Genomic DNA, 19,309 nt, shown 5'->3' with positions numbered 1-19,309 from the left:
TGAGCCCGATCTGTGCGAACCGCTCCATCTCTTCATCGGGTCCGCCCCGCGCAGCGGGGATGAGCCCAACGCCGCGGCGTCGGCGTCCAATCCTCGATGGTCCGCCCCGCGCAGCGGGGATGAGCCGCCGTCGCACAGTTCTCGCGGTCCCTCAAGATGGTCCGCCCCGCGCAGCGGGGATGAGCCGCCGTCGCACAGTTCTCGCGGTCCCTCAAGATGGTCCGCCCCGCGCAGCGGGGATGAGCCCGGCCCGACCATCCTCGCGGCTTCTGCTTCGGCGTCCGCCCCGCGCAGCGGGGATGAGCCCGTCGGCTCCTGGGCCACCTGCCCGAACCTCGAGTCCGCCCCGCGCAGCGGGGATGAGCCCTGCTTGGTCAGGTTGACGATGTTCTCGTCTTGGTCTGCCCCGCATAGCGGGGATGAGCCCAGGTCCACGTCGCGGCGCTGCCCTGCGCTGCCATCTGCCCCGCGCAGCGGGGGTGAGCCCCGTGCCTTCCTCGGATGCCTCGGGGCGAAAGGGTTCGCCTTGCGCAGCGGGGACGAGACCATCCTCGCCCACAGCGGGCCCCAAACGTGATCGCGCGCAGAGCAGTCAGGCGCGTCAGCGGTCGTCGCTGTGGGGCGTCTGCTCCCCCTCGCCCGGAGCCCGCTCGAGGTCCTGCGGGGCGGTGCGCGGATCCACCGGGTTCCCCGAGGAGTAGGCGGCGCGGGACAGGACGTTCGAGGCCACCGACGAGACGATGATCAGCGCGACCACGGTGATGCCGGTCTTCAGCAGCAGGTCCAACGCGAACCCGTCGGTGCGGGTGTGCTGCAGGAATGCACCGACCACGATCATCGGCAGTCCCAGGCCCGTCGCCGGGGAGAGCACGTTGATCCGGGACAGCGAGTCCCGGCCATGGAACATCGACAGGGCCGCGGTGAGCATCCAGAACCCGCCGCCGAGCAGGAGCGCAGAGATCAGCACCGTCAACGCGATATCGAGCACGGCCATCAGCGACGCCCCCTGGTGAGGATCCGGGCGAGCGCCACGGTGGCGAGGATCCCGAGCACCGAGGCGATCAGCGCCGCGTCCACCGCGGCCGCCGACTGCTTGAACAGACCCACCAGGACGATCACCCCGATGGCGGAGAAGAAGACGAGGTCGCCGACGACCGCGCGGCTGGCCGGATCGGGGGCGGTGGCGATCCGGAACAGGCCCACCAGGATCGCCGCCGCCAGCAGGGCGACGGTCATCCACAGCACGATGCTCATCGCTTCTCCTCCGGCTCCGTGGGGCGCAGCGGCCGGGGCGGCCTGCGCGCATCTCGCCCGTCGTCCTCCCGGACGTGACGGGCCATCCGACCGTCGACGTAGCGCACGTCGACGGTACCGCTGCGGTGCGGCCGGCGGGCCGCGTCCGCGCCCTTCGGACCTCGCGTGGCGTGCAGCAGCCGATCCTCCATCTCGGTGAGGTCGGCGACGACCTGCTCACGGGACTCGGCGAACAGCGCGTGCACGAACAGGCTGGGCCCCTCCTCCTGGGTGCCGTGGGCGGTGCCGACCACGAGGGTGCCGGGGGTGATCGTGATCGAGGAGGCCATGGCGACGATCTCGACGTCGGTCGTGCCGCGCAGCGGGTACTCCACGATCGCGGGCGAGCTGAGGGTGCGGCGGCTGTAGACGCCGCGGGCGACATCGAGGGATCCCTTCACGATCTCCACCAGCATCCACAGCACGTAGCTGATCGAGTACCACAGGCGCATCATCAGCCCTTCACCGCTTCCACATAGGCGTCGACGTCGAGCAGCCCGGCCGCGGCGGCATCGAAGAACGGCAGCACCAGTCCGATGCCGAGGAACATCGCCAGCGACAGCACCATCATCGAGGCGCCCGGCAGTGCGAGCCGCCACGGCACCCGGACCTCCGCCGGCAGCGCCACCTCGGCGCCGCGCCCGGTCCGTGCGTCATCGGGCCGGTAGGAGGTCATGTCCTCACCCCAGGCGATCCCGCGCCACAGCCGCTGCAGTCCCAGCAGGGAGCCCACGGACGCCGCCAGCACCGCGATGATGGCGGCCCACCCGAGGACCGCGTCCCCGGTCGGGATCTGCTCGGCGGAGGCCCCGAGCAGGCCGATCTTGCCCCACAGCCCGGACGTCGGCGGCAGGCCCACGAGGCTGAACAGGCCCAGGGCGAGGATCGCGATGACCCACGGATCGCGCCGCGCCAGTCCGGAGAGGTGCTCGAGGCGACCGGATCCGTAGGTGTGCTCGATCGCGCCCGTGGTCAGCAGCAGCGCCGATATCGTCACCACGTGGTGGACCAGGTAGAGCAGTCCCGCCGTGAGCGAGAGCTGGGTGAAAAGCACCAGCCCCAGCAGGATGTGGCCGACGCCGGCCACCATCTGGTGCCCCATCGCGGTGCGCAGGCGGGAGGAGGCGGCGGTGGAGAACGCGCCCAGGAGGATGGTCGCGATCACCAGCACCGCGAACACCGCGAGGTACGGCATGCCCTCGGAGAACGTCACCGAGACGATGCGGAACATCGCGTACAGCGCCACCTTGGTGTGCAGGGCGGAGAACAGGCCCATGATCCCGGCCGAGGTCGCCGGGTAGGCGCGCGGCAGCCAGGAGTGCACCGGCACCATGCCGCCCTTGACCGAGAGGGCCAGCAGCACCACGGCGAGCGCGGCTGCGGTCCTGGGGTCCTCGCTGCCGGCACCGGCCAGCTCGGCGAGGTTCACGGTGCCCGCGGTCCCGTACACGAAGCCCACACCGATCACGAGGATCGTCGAGGTGAGCAGGTTGACCAGGACGAACAGCCGCCCGATGCCGAGCCGGCGCCAGGTGCCGGTCACGGCGATGAGCGCGTAGGAGGGCATCAGCATGACCTCGACCCACACGAACAGGTTGAACAGGTCCCCGGTGAGCAGGGCCCCGTTGACCCCGGCGGTCAGCAGCAGCACCAGCGGGGGCACGAACCGATAGCGGGACTCGCCCGTCAGCAGCAGGAACCCGCTCGCCGCGAGCGTGGACAGGGCCGTGACCAGCAGCATCACCGCACTGGCCGTATCGGAGACGAAGGGGATCGCCAGGACGTCGGAGAACCCTCCCACGGCATGGGAGATCACCGGCACCGACCGGTGGAACAGCAGCAGCCACAGGGCTGCGCCCGCGAGCAGCACGGGGACCCCGAGCAGCAGCACGTGCTCGAGCACGGCCCGCCGGATGAGCACCAGCAGCGCGGCCCCCAGCAGGGGGATCACGACGAAGAGCGGCAGCAGCGCGGGATCGACGGCAGGGATCATCGGTCTCGGGGCTCCCCGGTCGACGGGTGCTGGGACATGTCGTCGTCACGCCCGATGACGGCCAGGGTCAGCATGAAGATGGTGACCGCCATGGTGATGACGATGGCCGTCAGGACGAAGGCCTGCGGCAGCGGGTCCGCCATCTCGGCGGGTGCCGAGACATCGGTGAGCGGTTCGGCGCGCCATGCGGGGACCCCGGCCGCCAGCAGCACGAAGTTCGCCGCATGGCTGAGCAGCGTGATGCCGAAGACGGCGCGCACCATGTTGCGCTGGAGCAGGAGGTAGACACCGCCGGTCACGAGGACGGCCACGGTCAGGCTGAGGATCATCGGCGCCCCACCTCCTTGGGCTCGATGCCGGAGTCCAGGTGTGCGGTGGCCACCCCGACCCGTCGGCGGCGGGGGGCGGGCTCCCCGCGGGTGGTCTCCAGCGGTCCGGGCAGCTCGCCCTCGACCGCCTCGTCGGTGCGCTCACGGGTGCCCTCGTCGGGCGACGCGCCGGCGGTCGCGCTGGCCCCCAGCAGGTTCACCGCGATCATCACCAGCCCCAGCACGGCCAGATAGACGCCGAGGTCGAAGATCATCGCGGAGGTGAGCGCCACACCCAGCACCTCGCCGTGCAGCGGCTCGAGGAAGCCGCTGCGGAGGAATCCCAGGAACCCGGCGCCGAGCGCGGTGGCGACACCTCCGCCGATCAGGAGCAGCGGCAGCCTCGGCGGGCCGATCTGGCGGTCCTTCGAGGTGGACAGATACAGCAGGGCCACGATCGCGGAACCGACCAGCGCGGCGATGAAGCCGCCTCCCGGGGCGTTGTGCCCGCGCAGGAACAGCACCGCCGAGATGATCACGAGGATCGGGGCGGTGACCCGCACCATGAGCTGCAGAGCCGCCGCGTTGCCCCACGCGGAGCGGATCGCGCGATGCGCCGAGGTCCCCTCCTCGCGCAGGGCCGGGGTGTGCTCCTCGTCGGCCGCGGTCTCGGCCTCCGCGATGTCCGAGGGATCGATGAACCGGTGGCGCACGCTGGAGATCAGCGCGACGATCGCGACCCCGGCCATCCCCAGCACGGACAGCTCGCCGAGGGTGTCCAGGGCACGGAACTCCACCAGGATCACGTTGACGATGTTGTGCCCTCCCGAGATCTCCTCGGCGTGCGCGATGTAGTACTCCGCGACATCGCTGCGGCCGCGGCGGCCCATGAACAGGAACATCCCGGCGCCGCTGGCGAGGCCCATCAGCACGGCGACGACGAGGGCGCCGCGCCGACGGGGCCGTGCGGTGGCGAGGAAGCCCCGCGGCAGCCGCTGCAGCACGAGCATGATGATGATGATCGTCAGCGCCTCGACCAGCAGCTGGGTCAGGGCGACGTCCGGAGCGCCCAGCACCAGGATCTGCACCGTGGCGAGGATCCCGATCGCGGAGAGCGTCACGGCGGCGCCGAGGCGGTCGCGGCGCGTGCACAGGGTGATGACGGCAGCGGTCATCAGCACCAGCAGCACGACGTCGAGGGGCTGGTTCATGCCCTCGGTCAGCGGGGGCAGGCCGCCGGTCAGCACCACCAGGGCACCGAGGACGACGGCCGCGAAGAACACCAGGACCGCTCCCAGGTGGCGCATCGGCTCGTCCGAGGCGATCGGTCGCACCAGCACCCGGGCGAGGCGCTCGGCCAGCACGTCCACCGCGGTCAGGGCGCGGGCGCCGTCGATCGGGAAGGGGTGGGCCTCGAGCAGGGGCAGCAGCCGCCGCCGGCCCAGGATGAACAGGATGCCGGCCACGATCACGGCCGCCGTGATGCCCAGCTCCGGGGTGAGGCCGTGCCAGAGCGCGAGGTGGGGATGGTGCTCCCCGCCGAGGGCCGCCTCCACCGCCCGGCCGACCGGGGTGTCCAGCACGCCGACGAAGACGGCCAGGGGCAGGCCTGCCAGGATCGGCAGCGCGGCCGGCCACAGCAGCAGCGCACCGGGGCGGTGCGCATCGGCCGCCCGGATGGTCGCGCCGGTCGCGTCGGTGCCGCCCGGTGCGGTCCCCGCCGACACTCCGCCCGCCGACGCTGCGCCCGCGCCGTCCGCGGCGGCGTCGGCCCGCGCCAGCGCCGCCTCGTCACGACCGTCGATGAAGGCGCCCAGCACGATCTTCGCGCAGTAGGCGAAGGTCAGGACGCTGGCGCCGCCGATGCCGAGGGCGACCACCCAGCCCGCCCAGGCACCGCCCTCGACGGACAGGGCACCGGTCAGCAGCGACTCCTTGGAGGCGAAGCCGAGCATCGGCGGCAGCCCGGCCATGGACATGCAGCCCAGCAGGGTGACCACGAACGAGCCCGGCAGGGCGCGGGCCAGGGCCGGCATCCTTCGCAGCTCCCGGGTATGGACGGCGTGGTCGATCACCCCGACCATCATGAAAAGCCCGGACTTGAACAGGGCGTGGGCGATGGTGTGCAGCACCGCCGCCAGGATCGCGACCTCCGTGCCCACACCGATCAGGGTGACGATCAGGCCCAGCTGGCTGACCGTCGAATAGGCCATGAGCTTCTTGAGGTCCGGCTGCTGCAGGGCCAGGACCCCGCCGACGAAGGCGGTGACGAGCCCGGCGGTGATCAGCAGGACGTTCCAGGCGATCACGTCGTGGAACGCCGGGCTGAAGCGCAGCAGCAGGAAGATCCCCGCCTTCACGACGGCGGCGGCGTGGAGGTAGGCGGAGACCGGGGTCGCTGCGGCCATCGCGTCCGGCAGCCACACATGGAACGGGAACTGTGCGGACTTCGTGCACGCCGCGACTGCGACCAGCACCGCGATCAGGGTGGTGAACGCCGGGTCCGTCGTCCAGACGTCGGCGGTGAGCACCTCGCTCACCGAGGCGGTGCCCAGGCGCAGCACCATCAGCGAGACCGCGGCCAGCAGGGTGAGCCCGCCGAGGAAGGTGATCAGCAGGGTGCGCATCGAGGCGGCCTGCCCGTTGCGGCCCGAGCGGGCGATCAGCAGGAACGAGGCGATCGAGGTCAGCTCCCAGGCCACGAACAGCAGCACCAGATCGTCGGCGAGGACCAGCACCACCATCGACAGCGTGAACACCGCCATCACCAGCGAGAAGCTGAGCTGCGGGCCCGGGTCGAGATAGCGGGCCGAGTAGGCGAGCACCACTGCCCCGATGACCAGGGCGATCATCGCGAACACGATGCCGACGCCGTCCGCCCGAAGCGCGAAGTCGATGCCCCACTGCCCCGCCCAGGGGACCGAGAACGCGGTCAGCGAGTCCTCGTGGGTCCCGCCGAGGACGGCGGCCGCCGCGGGGACCAGCGCCGCCGTGGCGACGAGGTACAGCCCGGCCAGGACCCAGCAGGCGGAGCGGCCGAGGACCCGGTCCAGGACCGGGGTGATCGCGACAGTCGCGACAAGAATCAGCAGGGTCCACAGCACTGACACCGTCAGCACCCCGGCCCGGCGAGCGCGGCGGCGTCGTGGCGGGTCATGCGAGGGAGTCTAGCGATGCCGGCAGGACCGCTCCAAAGTCGACCGGCGACGTCGGACGAGCATCGCCTGGCGCGCGCGTGCGGGAAGGAATAAGACTCGGGAGCTCGACGTGCCTGCCGTCGAGGCCGGATCTCGTGGTGAACATCACGGCCCTCCCGCCTGTCGGGCGACCTCACCGGGACGGTGCGATCAACGGTGGGCACCCCCTCGTGCGGTCCGCAGCGCGGCGTCCGCAGGCCCGACGCCGCTCCATCGCCCACCAGGGCAGGCGCCGGCCGACGAACGTCGGCCGGCGCCTGCCCCACCCTCCTCTCAGCCGCCCAGGCTGCGGAAGGTGATGTTCTGCTCCTGCGTCATGCGCTGCAGGAACGCCGCCGTCGCGTCGCGATTCATCGGGCTCAGCGGACGGTACGTGCCGTCCTTCCATCCGGTGGTGATGCCCTCGGCCTCCAGCCACGCGATCTCCGCGGCGTAGAGACCGTTCACCGGCACGTCCTGGAACGGTCGCTCCGTGGGTGCCGGCACGTCGGGCGAGCCGGCGTAGCGGTGGACGAAGGCGGCCATCGCATCACGGTTGATCGGCTGGGTGGGTCGGAAGGTGCGGTCCGGCCAGCCGGTGGTGATGCCCATCTGGTAGGCCCAGATGATCGCGTCATAGTGCTCCTGGCCCTTCGCCACGTCGCGGAACGGCTCGCTGCGCGGATGGTCCACCTCGGGGGCACCCGCCAGTCGGTGCAGGAAGGCGGCCATCGCGTCGCGGTTCACCGGCAGCAGGGGACGGAATGTGGAGCTGCCGTCGGCCTCCTGCCACCCCTTGGCGATCCCGTTCTCGTACGCCCACCGCACCGACTCGTAGTGCTCGTCGCCGGGGCCCATGTCGGTGAAGGGGTGCTCGGGCTCCTCGGACGTCGGCAGCACCTGGACGACGGCGGGCCGCGGGCCCTTCCCGTCGTAGTCGGGGAAGCAGGAGAACTGCTCCTCGTAGGTGCCGTCCTCGCCCGGGTGCTGCACCGCGACGAACGCGGTGCGGTCCTGGTCCCGCACGATCGGGCCGCAGGTCTCACCGTCGCGCGGGACGGAGAGGAACTGCTCCACGCGACCGCGGGCCGCTCCCTCGAGGGTGACGCGGAACAGTCCGTCGTTGTAGCCGATCCCGGAGGGGGCGCCGTCGGTGGAGATCCACAGGTTGCCCACCGAGTCGAAAGCCAGGTTGTCCGGGCAGGAGATCGGCGAGACCTGGTCCGCCGGGAAGCCCGAGAAGTAGGTCTGGTCGCCCTGCGCGGGATCACCGCACACCAACAGCAGGTTCCACGCGAAGGTCGAGGAGGTCTGGTCGCCCTGCTCGTCGATCTCGATGACGTGCCCGTCGCGGTTCTCCGCACGCGGGTTCATCTCGTCGGCAGGTGCCTTCCCCTCGGTGCCGCGCCCGGAGTTGTTCGTGCACGCCACGTACACGTGCCGGCTCTGCAGCGACGGCTCCACGTCCTCGCAGCGGTCCATCTTGGTGGGTCCGACGGCGTCGGCCGCCAGGCGGGTGTGGACCAGCACCTCCTCGAGGGTGAAGCCCTCCACCGCGGACTCGCCGTCCACGACCAGCGGCAGCCACTCGCCGGTGCCGTCGAAGGCGCCGTCGGAGGGGACCGTCCCGGAGCCGTCGATCTCCGCGGCCGGAGAATTGCCGCTGAACTTCGCGACGTACAGGTCGCCGTGCTCCAGCAGCGTCATGTTGTGCGCGCGATCGCCCTCGACGCAGGGGTCCCGCGAGACGAACTTGTAGAGGTAGTCGAAGACCTCATCATCGCCCGAGTAGGCGACGGCGCGGCCGTCCTCGGCGAGGATCACGTTGGCGCCCTCGTGTTTGAGCCGGCCCAGCGATGTGTGCTTGCGCGGGGTCGAGCTCGGGTCCCAGGGGTCGATCTCGACGATGTACCCGAAACGGTTCGGCTCGTTCTCGTAGCCCTCGTTGTGCGCATCGAAGCGAGGGTGCTCGAGCTCCCAGCCGCGCGCGGTGGCGCCGCTCCGGAGCCCGTAGCGCGTCTCCGCCTCGGACGCGCCGGGAGCGTTGAAGTAGCCGTGGAAGTTCTCCTCACCGGAGAGCAGCGTGCCCCACGGGGTGAGGCCGCCCGCGCAGTTGCCGAGCGTGCCCAGCACCTCGGCGCCGGTCGGATCGTCGACCGTGACCAGCAGGTCGCTGCCGGCGGCCGGGCCGGTGACCGCGAAGGGGGTGTCCAGCAGGATGCGCCGATTCAGCGCCGCGCCCTTGACGTAGGTGTACGGCTGCTGGGCGTTCTCGCGCTCGAGCTCGACGACGGTGAGGCCGTGGGCGGCCATGCCGATGTCGATCAGCTCGTCCTCGCCGGTGTCGGGCGGGAACATGATCGCCTCGTTCGTGTACTCGTGGTTCACGAACATCACGGCGCGCGTGCCGTCGGAGTCGGGGATCTCCTGGATCTCCGTGTAGTCGTTGTTGTAGCCGAACTGGAGCTTCTGCGCCTCTGCGGTCTGGGCCTCCCAGTCGAAGTCGGGCGCATCGTCGAACAGGGGGTCTCCCCAGCGGATGACGGGATGCCACGTGAAGCCCTCGGGGACGGTGAACTCATCCGCCATCGCGTCCACGGGGGCGATCGCGGTGAAGTCGAGCGCGGTGCCGTGGGGGGTGGGTCCGGCGGGGGCGGGCCCGGCGGGGGCGGGACCGACGGGGGCTGTGCCGACGGGTCCGGCGGGTGCGGCGAGCGCCCCCTGGGTGCCGGCCAGACCGATGGCGAGCGCAGCGGTCGAGCCGCCCAGCATGGTCCGTCGCGACAGCGCGGCGGAGGCGATGTCGCGGAAGGATGCGTTGTCGCTGTGGTTGCACGGGCCGAAGGCGCACTGGTTCCCGCACTTCAGTGCGCAGGTGACGGGCGAGCGCTTGCCGCGCACGGCATCCTTCATGAGCAGAGGGAGAGAGATCGAAGCCATCGAGGTGGGGTCCTTTGCAGTCGTCGGGCTCGCGGTCGCTGCGGACCGCGACGCGCTCTGACGATGCGCCAGCAGAGTGAGGGGCATGCCTCGGGCCGGGAACGGGGTGATGAACAGCAGGGAGCCGTCCGTCGACGTCCCCGCACTCCCGTCGGCCTCAGAACCGCGTCGGCGGCACGAAGCCCTCGGGCTTGACCAGCACCACCGGCACCGGGGACTCGATCGCGACCCGCTGCGAGGTGGACCCCAGCAGGATCTTCCCGATCGGGGTGCGCCTGCGGATCCCGAGGACCACGAGGCCCACATCGTCCTGCTCGACGGCATCGAGGATGTCGTCCGCAGGATCTTCGCGCCGGGGGACGGCGCGCAGCTCGAACTCGAGGCCGGTCTCGGCCAGGCGCTCCGGGAGCGGTCGCCCGTCGGTCACGCCCCGCGCCTTGCGGGGATCGGGCGCCCGCTCGGAGGCGAGGACCAGCAGGGAGGTCTCCCGTCGATGCGCTTCCTGGACGGCGAAGTCGAAGGCGGCCTCGCTGGTGGCACTGGGGACGTAGGCCAGCAGAACAATGGACATGATCTCTCCCTCGGGGGCTGGACGGTGGGGGCGGGGCGCTCGGGTCGCCGGGTCAGCCGAGATCGTCGGGGTGGCGGAAGCGGGTGCGACGGGCCCGCACCGCGCTGTTGTAGAACCAGGTGATGACGAACAGCAGCAGACCGATACCGAGCAGACCGCCGGCGATCACGTAGTTCTGCAGCGGCTGCGCGATCGGGGTGATCAGGGCGAAGGACGTGATCGCACCGATCACCGGCAGCACCGTCGGGGTGCGGAAGTGCCGCACATCGACCTTGTCCTTGCGCAGCATCAGCACGGAGACGTTCACCAGCGCGAAGACCGCCAGCAGCAGCAGCGCGGTGGTGCCGCCGAGAGCGGCGATCGTCTCCTCGGCGAGCACGTAGCGCACCGAGAGCACCAGGGCGAAGCCCAGCCCCGTGGAGAAGATGATCCCGGCCCATGGGGTGCGGCGTCCTCGCAGGACGCCCTTGAGGAAGCCGGGCAGCACGCCCTGCTTGGCCATGCCGTACAGCAGGCGGGAGGCCATCATCATGTTGATCAGCACGGTGTTGGCCACCGCGAAGATGGAGATGAACGCGAAGATGGTGTCGATCGGGATGCTCGGCGCGCCCACCTTGACCACCTCGAGCAGCGGGGTGGAGGACTCGGTGAGCCGCCCGATCGGCACCACCGCGACCGCGAGGACCGAGATCAGCACGTAGATCACGCCGGTGATCGACAGGCCCCCGATCAGCGCGCGGGGGAAGTTCTTGACCGGGTCCACCGTCTCCTCCGCCATGTTCACGGAGTCCTCGAAGCCGACCATCGAGAAGAACGCGAGCGCGGTCCCGCCGATCACGGCGATGAAGAAGCTCTTGTCGTCCTGGGTCTCGAAGAGGACCACGCGCGAGAGGTCCGCCTGGCCGCGCCCGAGGGCGTAGAAGCCGACCACGATCACCAGCGAGAGGCCCGTCAGCTCGATGAACGTGAGCACCACGTTCGCGGTGACGGATTCGGCGACGCCGCGCAGGTTGATCAGCGCCACCAGCAGCAGGAACGCCAGCGCGATCCCGGTGGCGACCGGCTGGGCGGCGGCACCCAGCGTCTCCTCCAGGTTGAAGGCCTTCAGCACGTTCTCGGAGAGGAAGATCGCGCTGGTCGAGGCCGAGGTGATGCCCGAGGAGAGCACGGCGAAGGTGACCATGAAGGTCAGGAAGTGGATGCCGAAGGCCTTGTGCACGTACAGGGCGGCACCGGCGGCCTGCGGGTACTTGGTGACCATCTCGACGTACGACAGCGCGGACACCATCGCGATGGCGAAGGCGACGATGATCGGGATCCAGCCCGCCCCACCGACCTCGCCGGCGACCTTGCCGGTCAGCGAGTAGACGCCGGTGCCCAGGATGTCGCCGACGATGAACAGCAGCAGCAGCTTGGGGGTGATCGCCTTCTTCAGCGCCGGCTGGTCATCGCCCGAGGCTCCCGGGTCGGCGGCGGCGGGTGCGGTATCAGGTGAGTCGCTCATGGGGACCTCCCAGGGAAGGGGCGGGAACGCGTCGGAACCGACGACGAGGCCGCCGGCCGGGCCACCGGCGCGAGAACTCGGCGCGACGGTGAGGGCACTCTACCCCCGGTGACGCCCCTCACACAGGCGGGCGGGACGTGGTGTCCTGTTCGTCGGGTGCTCGCTCGGCGTCGGCGTCGACGTCGGCCTTCGTCTCCGCGGCGACCTCGGCGCTGCGGAGGTCCAGGCGCAGGGTCTGCACCCACTGGCGGGAGGCGTCGGAGCTGATCGCCATCACGCCGAGCGCGGAGGCCCCCGCGCCCACCAGCAGCGAATGCGCGACGTCGCCGGACATGGAGGTGGCGAGCGCGAGGGCGGCGAAGGCGTCGATCGTGAACAGCGCCATCAGGGCGATCCGCGCCCACCGGCTGCGGCGCAGCACCCCGCCCTGCAGCACGAGCAGCGCCACCGCGAAGGCCGTCGCCCCGAGCATCCCGTCGCCGGTCGAGAGGATCAGCGCGGCGTCGGGATTCAGGGCCGCGAGGTCCACACCGGCCAGCCGTGCGATCCATTGCGTGATCACGAGGGCGGCCTGCACCAGCACCAGCGCACCGGTGAACAGCACCGTGGGCGGCGGCAGATGGTGGTCCGCGGCGCGCGCGATGACCTGGTGGACGTCATCGACCGTGTCCTGCCACTGGGCGGTCAACTCGTCCGCGACGCCGGCGGGGGAGGCCGAGGTGCGGCTGCGACGGGCGGCCGCCAGCGTCGCCCGGGCACGGGACTTCATCACCGAGGTCCCCGTCGGCCGGTGCCGGGGGAGCATCAGCGCCGTGGCGCCGTCGGAGCGGGAGGTCGCCCCGGCCACGTCGAGCACCGGCAGATCGCCGTCGGTGCGGATGCGGTCGCCCTGGCCGTTGCGGTGGTGGTAGGCGGTGGAGAACTCCCTGATCACCTCCGCATCGATCTGCGGATCGGCGAAGCGGACGGTGTCGATCACGAAGTCGCGCTCGGCATCGATGTTCTCGTCGATCCGATGGGTGATCTGCAGGGTGAAGAAGGAGAAGCCCACGGCGCGGTCGTAGGTCCCCGCAGCCAGCCAGTCCGCCCGGTACCCGCCCGGCAGCACGAAATCGGGCGGCACCCGCCAGAACCGCACATGGTGGCGCTTGGTGGTCGTGCCCCCGACCTCCTGCTGGTAGGTGAAGTCGTGGCGACGCCCCATCAGGTAGAGGTTCGAGACGGGAGCCGACGGGTAGGAGCGGCGCAGCAGCGTCGAGCGCACCATGGACCACGCCGAGGCGAGGGTCCGCTCCTCCGCGAGCACCCAGCCGGCACGGCGCATCGTCACGTGCAGATCGCGTTCGGAGCCGTCGAAGGCGAGGTTGATCGGGTCCGAGAGCACCCCCTCGGTGGTGCGGGTGCGCCCGAAGAAGTAGTCCGGCAGGTAGATCCACGTCATCAGCTGGTGCAGGCGCGGCAGGGTGATGTAGGTCAGCAGCACCCAGAAACCCAGCAGGTACAGCAGCCGGATCGGTGTGAGCGAGAAGCCCTCGACCAGGTACAGCAGGGCGAGCCAGATCGAGACCACCACGCCCGCGGCGATGAACAGGGTGTCCAGCAGCGAGTAGAGCTCGAACCGCGGACCCTGCGCAGTGCCTCCGCGCACGTGGTCGTAGGCGGGCGGCTCCTGCGGGACGGGACGGCGCAGCGGCACCAGGTGGCCCTCGCGCGTCGCCGTCACCTCGCACGCTCCGTGCTCGGCGTTCTCATACGGCAATCGTAGAGGCCGCGGGGCAGGGCCGGTCACCGGTCCGGGTCGGCGCTCAGGATCGGCGAGCGGCCCGCCGCACGGCGATCGCGCCGAGCAGCCCAAGCAGCAGGAACCCGGCCGAGCCCACCATGGCCAGGCGGGAGCCGTCGGCGAAGACGGTGCCGAGCTGGTCGAGGACGTCCGGGGCGGCGTGCTGGGCGCGCAGCTGCGGGAGGATCGAACCGGCCGAGTCGGTCAGCGCCTGCCCGTACCGGGCGGCCTCCCCGCTGAGGGAGTCGCTGCGGGCCGCGAGCCCGGCGGCGAGCATGGCCCCGGAGATGGCGGTGCCCAGAGCCGTGCCCAGCTGGCGGACGGTGGACTGGGTGGCCGATCCCTGCCCCGACTGCTCCTGCGGCACGGGGGCGAGCACGGTGGAGGTCAGCTGTGCGGAGGCGAGGCCCAGGCCCAGTCCGTAGACGACCAGGGTCACCACGAGCAGAGCGAGGGGGGTGGCCGGGCCGAGGAGCGCAGCGAGCACGCCGACCCCGAGCACCTCCAGCCCGAGCCCCACCAGCACCGTGCCCGGGGCACCGATCGCGCCGGCCAGGTGCCGGGCGGCGGTGCCGGAGAGGAAGGCCCCGCCGGCCATCGCGGCGAGCACCAGACCCGCCTGGAGGGTGCCCAGGGCCAGGACGTTCACCAGGTACAGGGGCAGCACGAACAGCAGCCCGAACTCCCCGATGGCGACGGTGCCGGCGGTGATGTTGCCCCAGGCGAAGGCGGGCAGCCGGAACAGCGTCAGATCCAGCAGCACCTCGCGACCGGTCGCCGCCCGGCGCCGCTCGACCAGGAGGAAGGCCGCCAGCGCGGCGATGCCGACCAGCAGCAGCACCGGGACCAGGGAGAGCGGGCCGGGGCCGTGGAGGGTGAGCGCTCCGAGCACCAGCGGGGCCTGCTCCGTGAACCAGCCCAGCGTGGTCGCCTCGATGATCGCGAACACCAGGGAGCCGAGGGCCAGGGCGCTGAGCAGGGCGCCGAGGACGTCGAGATCCCGTCGGCCGCCGGTCACCCGCGGCGCGTCCCGGGTCTCCCCCACCCACGCCAGGGTGCCGGCGAGGACCAGGATCCCGATCGGCACGTTGACCAGGAAGATCCACGGCCAGGAGAACGAACTGGTCAGCCAGCCTCCGAGCAGCGGGCCGAGGGCGGCGGCGCCGGCCATCACCGCGCCCCACACCCCGAAGGCCGCGGCGCGCTCCGATCCGCGGAAGGTCGCGTTGACGGTGGAGAGGGTGGAGGGCAGGATCAGCGCGCCGCCGACGCCCTGCAGCAGGCGGGCCCCGATCAGGGAGCCCGCTCCGCCGGCCAGCGCCGCGAGCACAGAGGCGATCACGAACAGCCCCACCCCGGCCAGGAACAGCCGTCGCCTCCCGATCCGGTCGCCGACCCGCCCGCTGACCAGCAGCAGGGCGGAGAGGACCACGGCATAGCTGGTGGAGACCCACTGGGCGTCGGTGAGGTCCAGGCCGAGGTCGGCGATGATCGTGGGCAGCGAGACCGCGACGATCGAGCCGTCGATGACGATCAGGGCGAGGCCGGTCGCCAGGACGGCCAGCGCCTTCCACCGTCGGGGGTCCGAGCTCGGATCCGCCGCGGAGCCGGCGGGGGTCTGCAGGGACGGCGTGAGTGCGGCCGGGGGCGTCGCTCCGCCGCGCGAGGGGCGTGAGTTCTTCATGCCCCCATGTTATGACACTGCGTCACCATCTTGCATCCACCGTTCGGTGGATGGTCGCGAGCGGCCCGCCGACGGGCCTAGGGTGGCCGCATCACCCCTTTCGGAAAGGTCCTCCATGTCTTCAGCGTCACCTGCAGTCCCGCACCTGTCGTTCCCTGACGGTCACACCATCCCCCAGCTCGGCTACGGCGTCTTCAAGGTCGCGGACGAGATCGCCGCCGACGTCACCGCCCAGGCGCTCGAGGCCGGCTACCGCCATATCGACACCGCGAAGATCTACGGCAACGAGGAGGGCGTGGGCCGTGCGATCGCCGCCTCCGGGATCGCCCGCGAGGACCTCTTCGTCACCACCAAGCTGTGGAACGACGCCCACCGCTTCGAGGACGCGATCGCCGCCTGCGAGGCCTCCCTCGCACGGCTCGGCCTGGACTACGTGGATCTGTACCTGGTGCACTGGGCGGTTCCCGGCCAGGGTCAGTATGTCGAGGCCTGGAAGGCCCTGATCGAGCTGCAGGAGCGCGGCCTGGTCCGCTCGATCGGCGTCTCCAACCACCCCCGGCCCCAGCTCGAGGAGATCATCGAGGCCACCGGCGTGGTCCCCGCGATCCACCAGATCGAGCTGCACCCCTACTTCTCGCAGCGCGAGCTGCGCGAGGTCCACCAGCGCCGCGGCATCCTCACCCAGGCCTGGGGCCCGCTGGGTCAGGGCAGGTCCGATCTGCTGGAGAACGCCACGATCGCCGCCGTCGCCGAGGCGCACGGTGCGAGCCCCGCCCAGGTGGTGCTGGCCTGGCACCTCGCCCACGGCATCGTCACCATCCCGAAGTCGGTCACGCCCGCGCGGATCGTGGAGAACCTCGCCGCCGTCGAGCTGCGGCTCACCGCCGAGGAGGTCGCGGCGATCGACGGCCTGGACCGCCCCGACGGCCGCGGCGGCGCGGACCCGGCGACCAAGACCGCCTGAGCCGGGCGGGCCGCCCCGCGGCTCCGCCGCAGAGCTCGCGGCTCAGTAGTAGACCGCGAGCGGCCCCGTCGGCCCGTCGATGACCTGCACGGGGGTGTCGAACACCCGCGTGAGCACCTCGCCGTTCATGATCTCGCCGACCGGTCCCGCCTCGACCACCCCGCCGTTCTTCATGGCGATGATGTGATCGGCATAGTGCGCCGCGAAGTTGATGTCGTGCAGGACCACCACGATGGTGCGGCCCAGCTCGCGGGCCGCATCGCGCAGCCGTCCCATCATCTGCACGCTGTGGCGCATGTCGAGATTGTTCAGCGGCTCGTCCAGCAGCACGTACTCGGTGTCCTGGGCCAGCACCATCGCGACGTAGGCGCGCTGGCGCTGCCCGCCCGAGAGCTGGTCGAGGTAGCGGTCCTCGAGCTCGTCGAGGTGCAGGAAGTCGATGGCCTCGGAGATCTTGTGCTCGTCCAGCCGGGTCAGACGGCCCTTGGAATAGGGGAAGCGTCCGAAGCCCACCAGCTGCCGCACGGTGAGGCGGGTGATGAAGTGGTTCTCCTGGCGCAGCACCGAGAGGATCTTCGCGAGATCCTTCGAGGCCGTCGAGGCGATGTCGTAGCCGGCCACCTCGATGGCGCCCTCGTCGATCCCCAGCAGGCGACCCGCCATGGTCAGCAGGGTCGATTTCCCGGCCCCGTTGGGGCCCACCAGGGCGGTCACTCCCCCCGAGGGGACGTCGACGGTGACCGGGCCGATCGCGACCGTCTCCGAATACTGCTTCCGCACTGCGTCGATGGTGATCACAGGCGCCCCCTCCGCATGATGACGAGGAGGAACACGGTCCCTCCGACGAGTTCGATGATGATGGACACGACGCCCTGCGCGGCGAAGAGATGGTTCATGACGAAGTAGGCGCCGGCCAGGACCACGAAGCCGGTCAGCACGCCGACCGGCAGCAGCAGGCGGTGGTCGTGGGTGCCGGCGAGCTGGAAGGTCAGCGTCGCGACCAGGAAGCCGAAGAAGGTCATCGGGCCGACGAGGGCGGTGGAGACCGCCATCAGGATCGAGACCAGCACGAGCATGTAGATGGTCTGGCGCCCGTGGTCGACGCCGACGTTGATGCACACGTCGCGGCCCAGCGAGATGACGTTGAGCTGGCGGGCGTTCAACCAGATCAGCGCGCCTGCGCCGAGGGCCAGCGGGATCGCGAAGGGCAGGTACTCGGCGCTGGCATTCTGCACCGAACCGAACAGTCGGGCGGTGAGGACGTCGAACTCGCTGGGCGTGAGCAGGCGCTGCATGAACGTGGAGACCGCGCCCATGCCGCCGCCGATGATGATGCCCACCAGCAGCATCACCTGGATGTTCGCGTACCTGCCGCGCAGCAGCCAGCCGTACAGCAGCACCGAGAGCCCCACCATCACCGCGACCTGCAGCAGGAACTGGCCGGTGCCCTGCAGGGCGACCACCCCGGCCACGCCCAGCAGGTAGACGGCCCCGGTCTGGATCACGGTGTAGAGCGATTCGAAGCCCATGATCGAGGGCGTGATGATGCGGTTGCCCGTGACGGTCATGAAGGTGATCGTCGCGACCGCCTGGCAGAACGCGACCACGGCCATCACCACCAGCGAGGTCGCGCGCATCTCGGCGATCAGCCAGAAGCCGCGCGAGCCCGTCGGCATCGGGTTGTCGACCGCGAGCAGACCGGCGGCGAATCCGAGGGCCAGCACGATCAGGATGGCCAGCATGATCCGGTAGCGCCGGCGGGAGCGGGCATCGGGGAAGGCGCCGGAGCTGCTGCGGGTGCGGCGGGGGGCGCCGATGACCTCGAGATCCTCGACCAGGTCGGCGGGGGCGGTGCTGATGCCGGGGCTGATCGGCTCCTCGGCGACGGCCTGCAGCCGGCGCTCGGTGAGCTGACCGGCGAGGGGGTGCGCCTCGGCGGGGCGGCGCACTGCGCGCGCGGGGACGGGGGTGCGCTCAGCCATGTCGACGCTGCCTCAGCAGGAGGGCGATGAACACGACGGCCCCGACGATCCCGAGGATCAGGGAGACCGGCACCTCGAAGGGCATGATGATGGTGCGGCCGATGAGATCGCAGACGGTGACGATCGCGATGCCGAGCAGGCACACCCAGGGCAGGTTCGAGCGCAGGTCATCGCCCCGGATCATCGAGATCACATTGGGCACGATGAGCCCCAGGAAGGGCAGGTTGCCGACCACCACGGTGACCACGCCGGTGGCGATGGCGACCAGTCCGGTGCCCAGCAGCAGCACCCGCTGGTAGTTCACGCCGACGTTGGTGGCGACGTCCTCGCCCAGGCCGATGACGGTGAGCCTGTCGGCGACCCAGAACACGGCGATCCCCACCAGCAGCACGATCCACAGCACCTCGTAGCTGCCTCGCAGCACCGAGGTGAAGGAGCCGGCGAACCACACGCCGAGGTTCTGCAGGGCGTCGAACTGGAGCGCCACGAAGGTGGAGACCGCGCCGACGACGGCGCCGAGCATGATGCCGATGATCGGCACGATGAGGGAGCTGCGCAGGGTGACCTTCCGCAGGAACAGGAAGAACACCAGGGTGCCGACGAAGGAGAAGATGATCGCGACCGTCATCCGGGTCAGCAGCCCGGCATCCGGGATCGTCACCATCACCAGGATCAGTCCCAGCCCGGCCCATTCGGTGGTGCCGGTGGTGGTCGGCTCCACGAAGCGGTTCTGGGTCATCAGCTGCATGATCAGCCCGCACATCGCCATCGCCGCACCGGAGAGGACCAGGGCCACGGTGCGCGGGATGCGGGTGATCGCGAACATCTCGGCCCCGTCCTCGGCGCCGAAGATGTCGTAGACACCGGTGAACAGGGAGGCGACCAGCAGCAGTGCGACCACCACGATGCCGAGCACGAGCTTGCCGTCGATCAGGCGCTCGCGCCCGCGGCGCCGCAGCGGCGGTGCCCCGGTGGCGAGGGAAGGACTGGGCATCAGATCTCCTGGGGGAAGCAGGTGCCCGCCGCAGCCCCCGCGGGCGCGGGCCCGGTGGGGCCGGCGGGGACTGCGGCGACGCACGGCACGGCGGGCCGGACCGGAGGGGTCCCGCCC

The 19,309-nt window shown here is 71.0% G+C and carries 15 protein-coding genes and 1 CRISPR repeat array (1 of these 16 cut by a window edge); of the genes, 1 reads left to right on the top strand and 14 read right to left on the bottom strand.

Features of this window, described 5'->3' with window-relative positions:
- Positions 1-546: direct repeats of the CRISPR family, unit length 27 nt; unit sequence GTCCGCCCCGCGCAGCGGGGATGAGCC; it reaches 4,221 nt to the left of the window's first position.
- 55 nt (positions 547-601) lie between these two features.
- From CFK38_RS03525 to CFK38_RS03475, 11 genes are all read right to left on the bottom strand, one after another.
- The gene (locus CFK38_RS03525) at positions 602-994 is read right to left on the bottom strand and encodes a cation:proton antiporter (RefSeq protein ID WP_338025019.1); all 393 of its coding nucleotides are present in this window, start codon (positions 992-994) and stop codon (positions 602-604) included.
- Complete coding sequence (locus CFK38_RS03520; RefSeq protein WP_096801831.1) at positions 994-1,254, bottom strand: monovalent cation/H+ antiporter complex subunit F; 261 nt, start codon at positions 1,252-1,254, stop codon at positions 994-996. Before CFK38_RS03520 ends, CFK38_RS03525 begins: the two co-directional genes overlap by 1 nt.
- Entirely contained in the window at positions 1,251-1,748 is a 498-nt protein-coding gene (locus CFK38_RS03515) for a Na+/H+ antiporter subunit E (RefSeq protein ID WP_245851209.1), read from the bottom strand. The genes CFK38_RS03520 and CFK38_RS03515 overlap by 4 nt, the downstream gene beginning before the upstream one ends.
- Complete coding sequence (locus CFK38_RS03510) at positions 1,748-3,286, bottom strand: proton-conducting transporter transmembrane domain-containing protein (RefSeq protein WP_096801830.1); 1,539 nt, start codon at positions 3,284-3,286, stop codon at positions 1,748-1,750. Before CFK38_RS03510 ends, CFK38_RS03515 begins: the two co-directional genes overlap by 1 nt.
- A complete protein-coding gene (locus CFK38_RS03505) occupies positions 3,283-3,615 on the bottom strand; it encodes a sodium:proton antiporter (RefSeq protein ID WP_096801829.1) in 333 nt (110 codons plus the stop codon). The genes CFK38_RS03510 and CFK38_RS03505 overlap by 4 nt, the downstream gene beginning before the upstream one ends.
- The gene (locus CFK38_RS03500) at positions 3,612-6,713 is read right to left on the bottom strand and encodes a DUF4040 family protein (protein WP_096801828.1); all 3,102 of its coding nucleotides are present in this window, start codon (positions 6,711-6,713) and stop codon (positions 3,612-3,614) included. The genes CFK38_RS03505 and CFK38_RS03500 overlap by 4 nt, the downstream gene beginning before the upstream one ends.
- A 351-nt stretch (positions 6,714-7,064) precedes the next feature.
- Positions 7,065-9,710, bottom strand: coding sequence for an alkaline phosphatase PhoX (locus tag CFK38_RS03495; RefSeq protein ID WP_096801827.1), 2,646 nt, complete (start codon positions 9,708-9,710; stop codon positions 7,065-7,067).
- A gap of 157 nt (positions 9,711-9,867) precedes the next feature.
- Positions 9,868-10,281: a universal stress protein gene (locus CFK38_RS03490; protein ID WP_096801826.1), complete on the bottom strand. Its 414-nt coding sequence runs from the start codon at positions 10,279-10,281 to the stop codon at positions 9,868-9,870.
- A 52-nt stretch (positions 10,282-10,333) separates the two neighbouring features.
- The gene (locus tag CFK38_RS03485; RefSeq protein WP_096801825.1) at positions 10,334-11,785 is read right to left on the bottom strand and encodes an APC family permease; all 1,452 of its coding nucleotides are present in this window, start codon (positions 11,783-11,785) and stop codon (positions 10,334-10,336) included.
- Positions 11,786-11,903: 118 nt separating this feature from the next.
- The gene (locus CFK38_RS03480) at positions 11,904-13,508 is read right to left on the bottom strand and encodes an LssY C-terminal domain-containing protein (protein ID WP_096801824.1); all 1,605 of its coding nucleotides are present in this window, start codon (positions 13,506-13,508) and stop codon (positions 11,904-11,906) included.
- A gap of 82 nt (positions 13,509-13,590) precedes the next feature.
- Positions 13,591-15,252 (bottom strand): DHA2 family efflux MFS transporter permease subunit, encoded by a 1,662-nt coding sequence (locus CFK38_RS03475; protein WP_096801823.1) that lies wholly within the window; start codon positions 15,250-15,252, stop codon positions 13,591-13,593.
- Between the two features lie 115 nt (positions 15,253-15,367).
- On the opposite strand from CFK38_RS03475, the gene CFK38_RS03470 reads away from it, so the two are divergent.
- A complete protein-coding gene (locus CFK38_RS03470) occupies positions 15,368-16,216 on the top strand; it encodes an aldo/keto reductase (protein ID WP_096801822.1) in 849 nt (282 codons plus the stop codon).
- 42 nt (positions 16,217-16,258) lie between these two features.
- Here CFK38_RS03470 and CFK38_RS03465 read toward each other — a convergent pair whose 3' ends face one another.
- Genes CFK38_RS03465 through CFK38_RS03455 form a run of 3 tightly spaced genes read right to left on the bottom strand, consistent with a single transcriptional unit; the run spans position 16,259 to position 19,192 of the window.
- A complete protein-coding gene (locus CFK38_RS03465; protein ID WP_096801821.1) occupies positions 16,259-17,014 on the bottom strand; it encodes an iron ABC transporter ATP-binding protein in 756 nt (251 codons plus the stop codon).
- Positions 17,011-18,198: an iron chelate uptake ABC transporter family permease subunit gene (locus CFK38_RS03460; RefSeq protein ID WP_096801820.1), complete on the bottom strand. Its 1,188-nt coding sequence runs from the start codon at positions 18,196-18,198 to the stop codon at positions 17,011-17,013. The genes CFK38_RS03465 and CFK38_RS03460 overlap by 4 nt, the downstream gene beginning before the upstream one ends.
- Positions 18,191-19,192, bottom strand: a complete 1,002-nt coding sequence (locus CFK38_RS03455) for an ABC transporter permease (protein WP_096801819.1) — start codon at positions 19,190-19,192, stop codon at positions 18,191-18,193. The genes CFK38_RS03460 and CFK38_RS03455 overlap by 8 nt, the downstream gene beginning before the upstream one ends.
- Positions 19,193-19,309: the final 117 nt, after the last annotated feature.

The organism is Brachybacterium vulturis (assembly GCF_002407185.1).
Lineage (GTDB): Bacteria > Actinomycetota > Actinomycetes > Actinomycetales > Dermabacteraceae > Brachybacterium > Brachybacterium vulturis.
The sequence above is the reverse complement of the archived record's forward strand: the minus strand, read 5'-3'. Positions and strand labels throughout refer to the sequence as shown.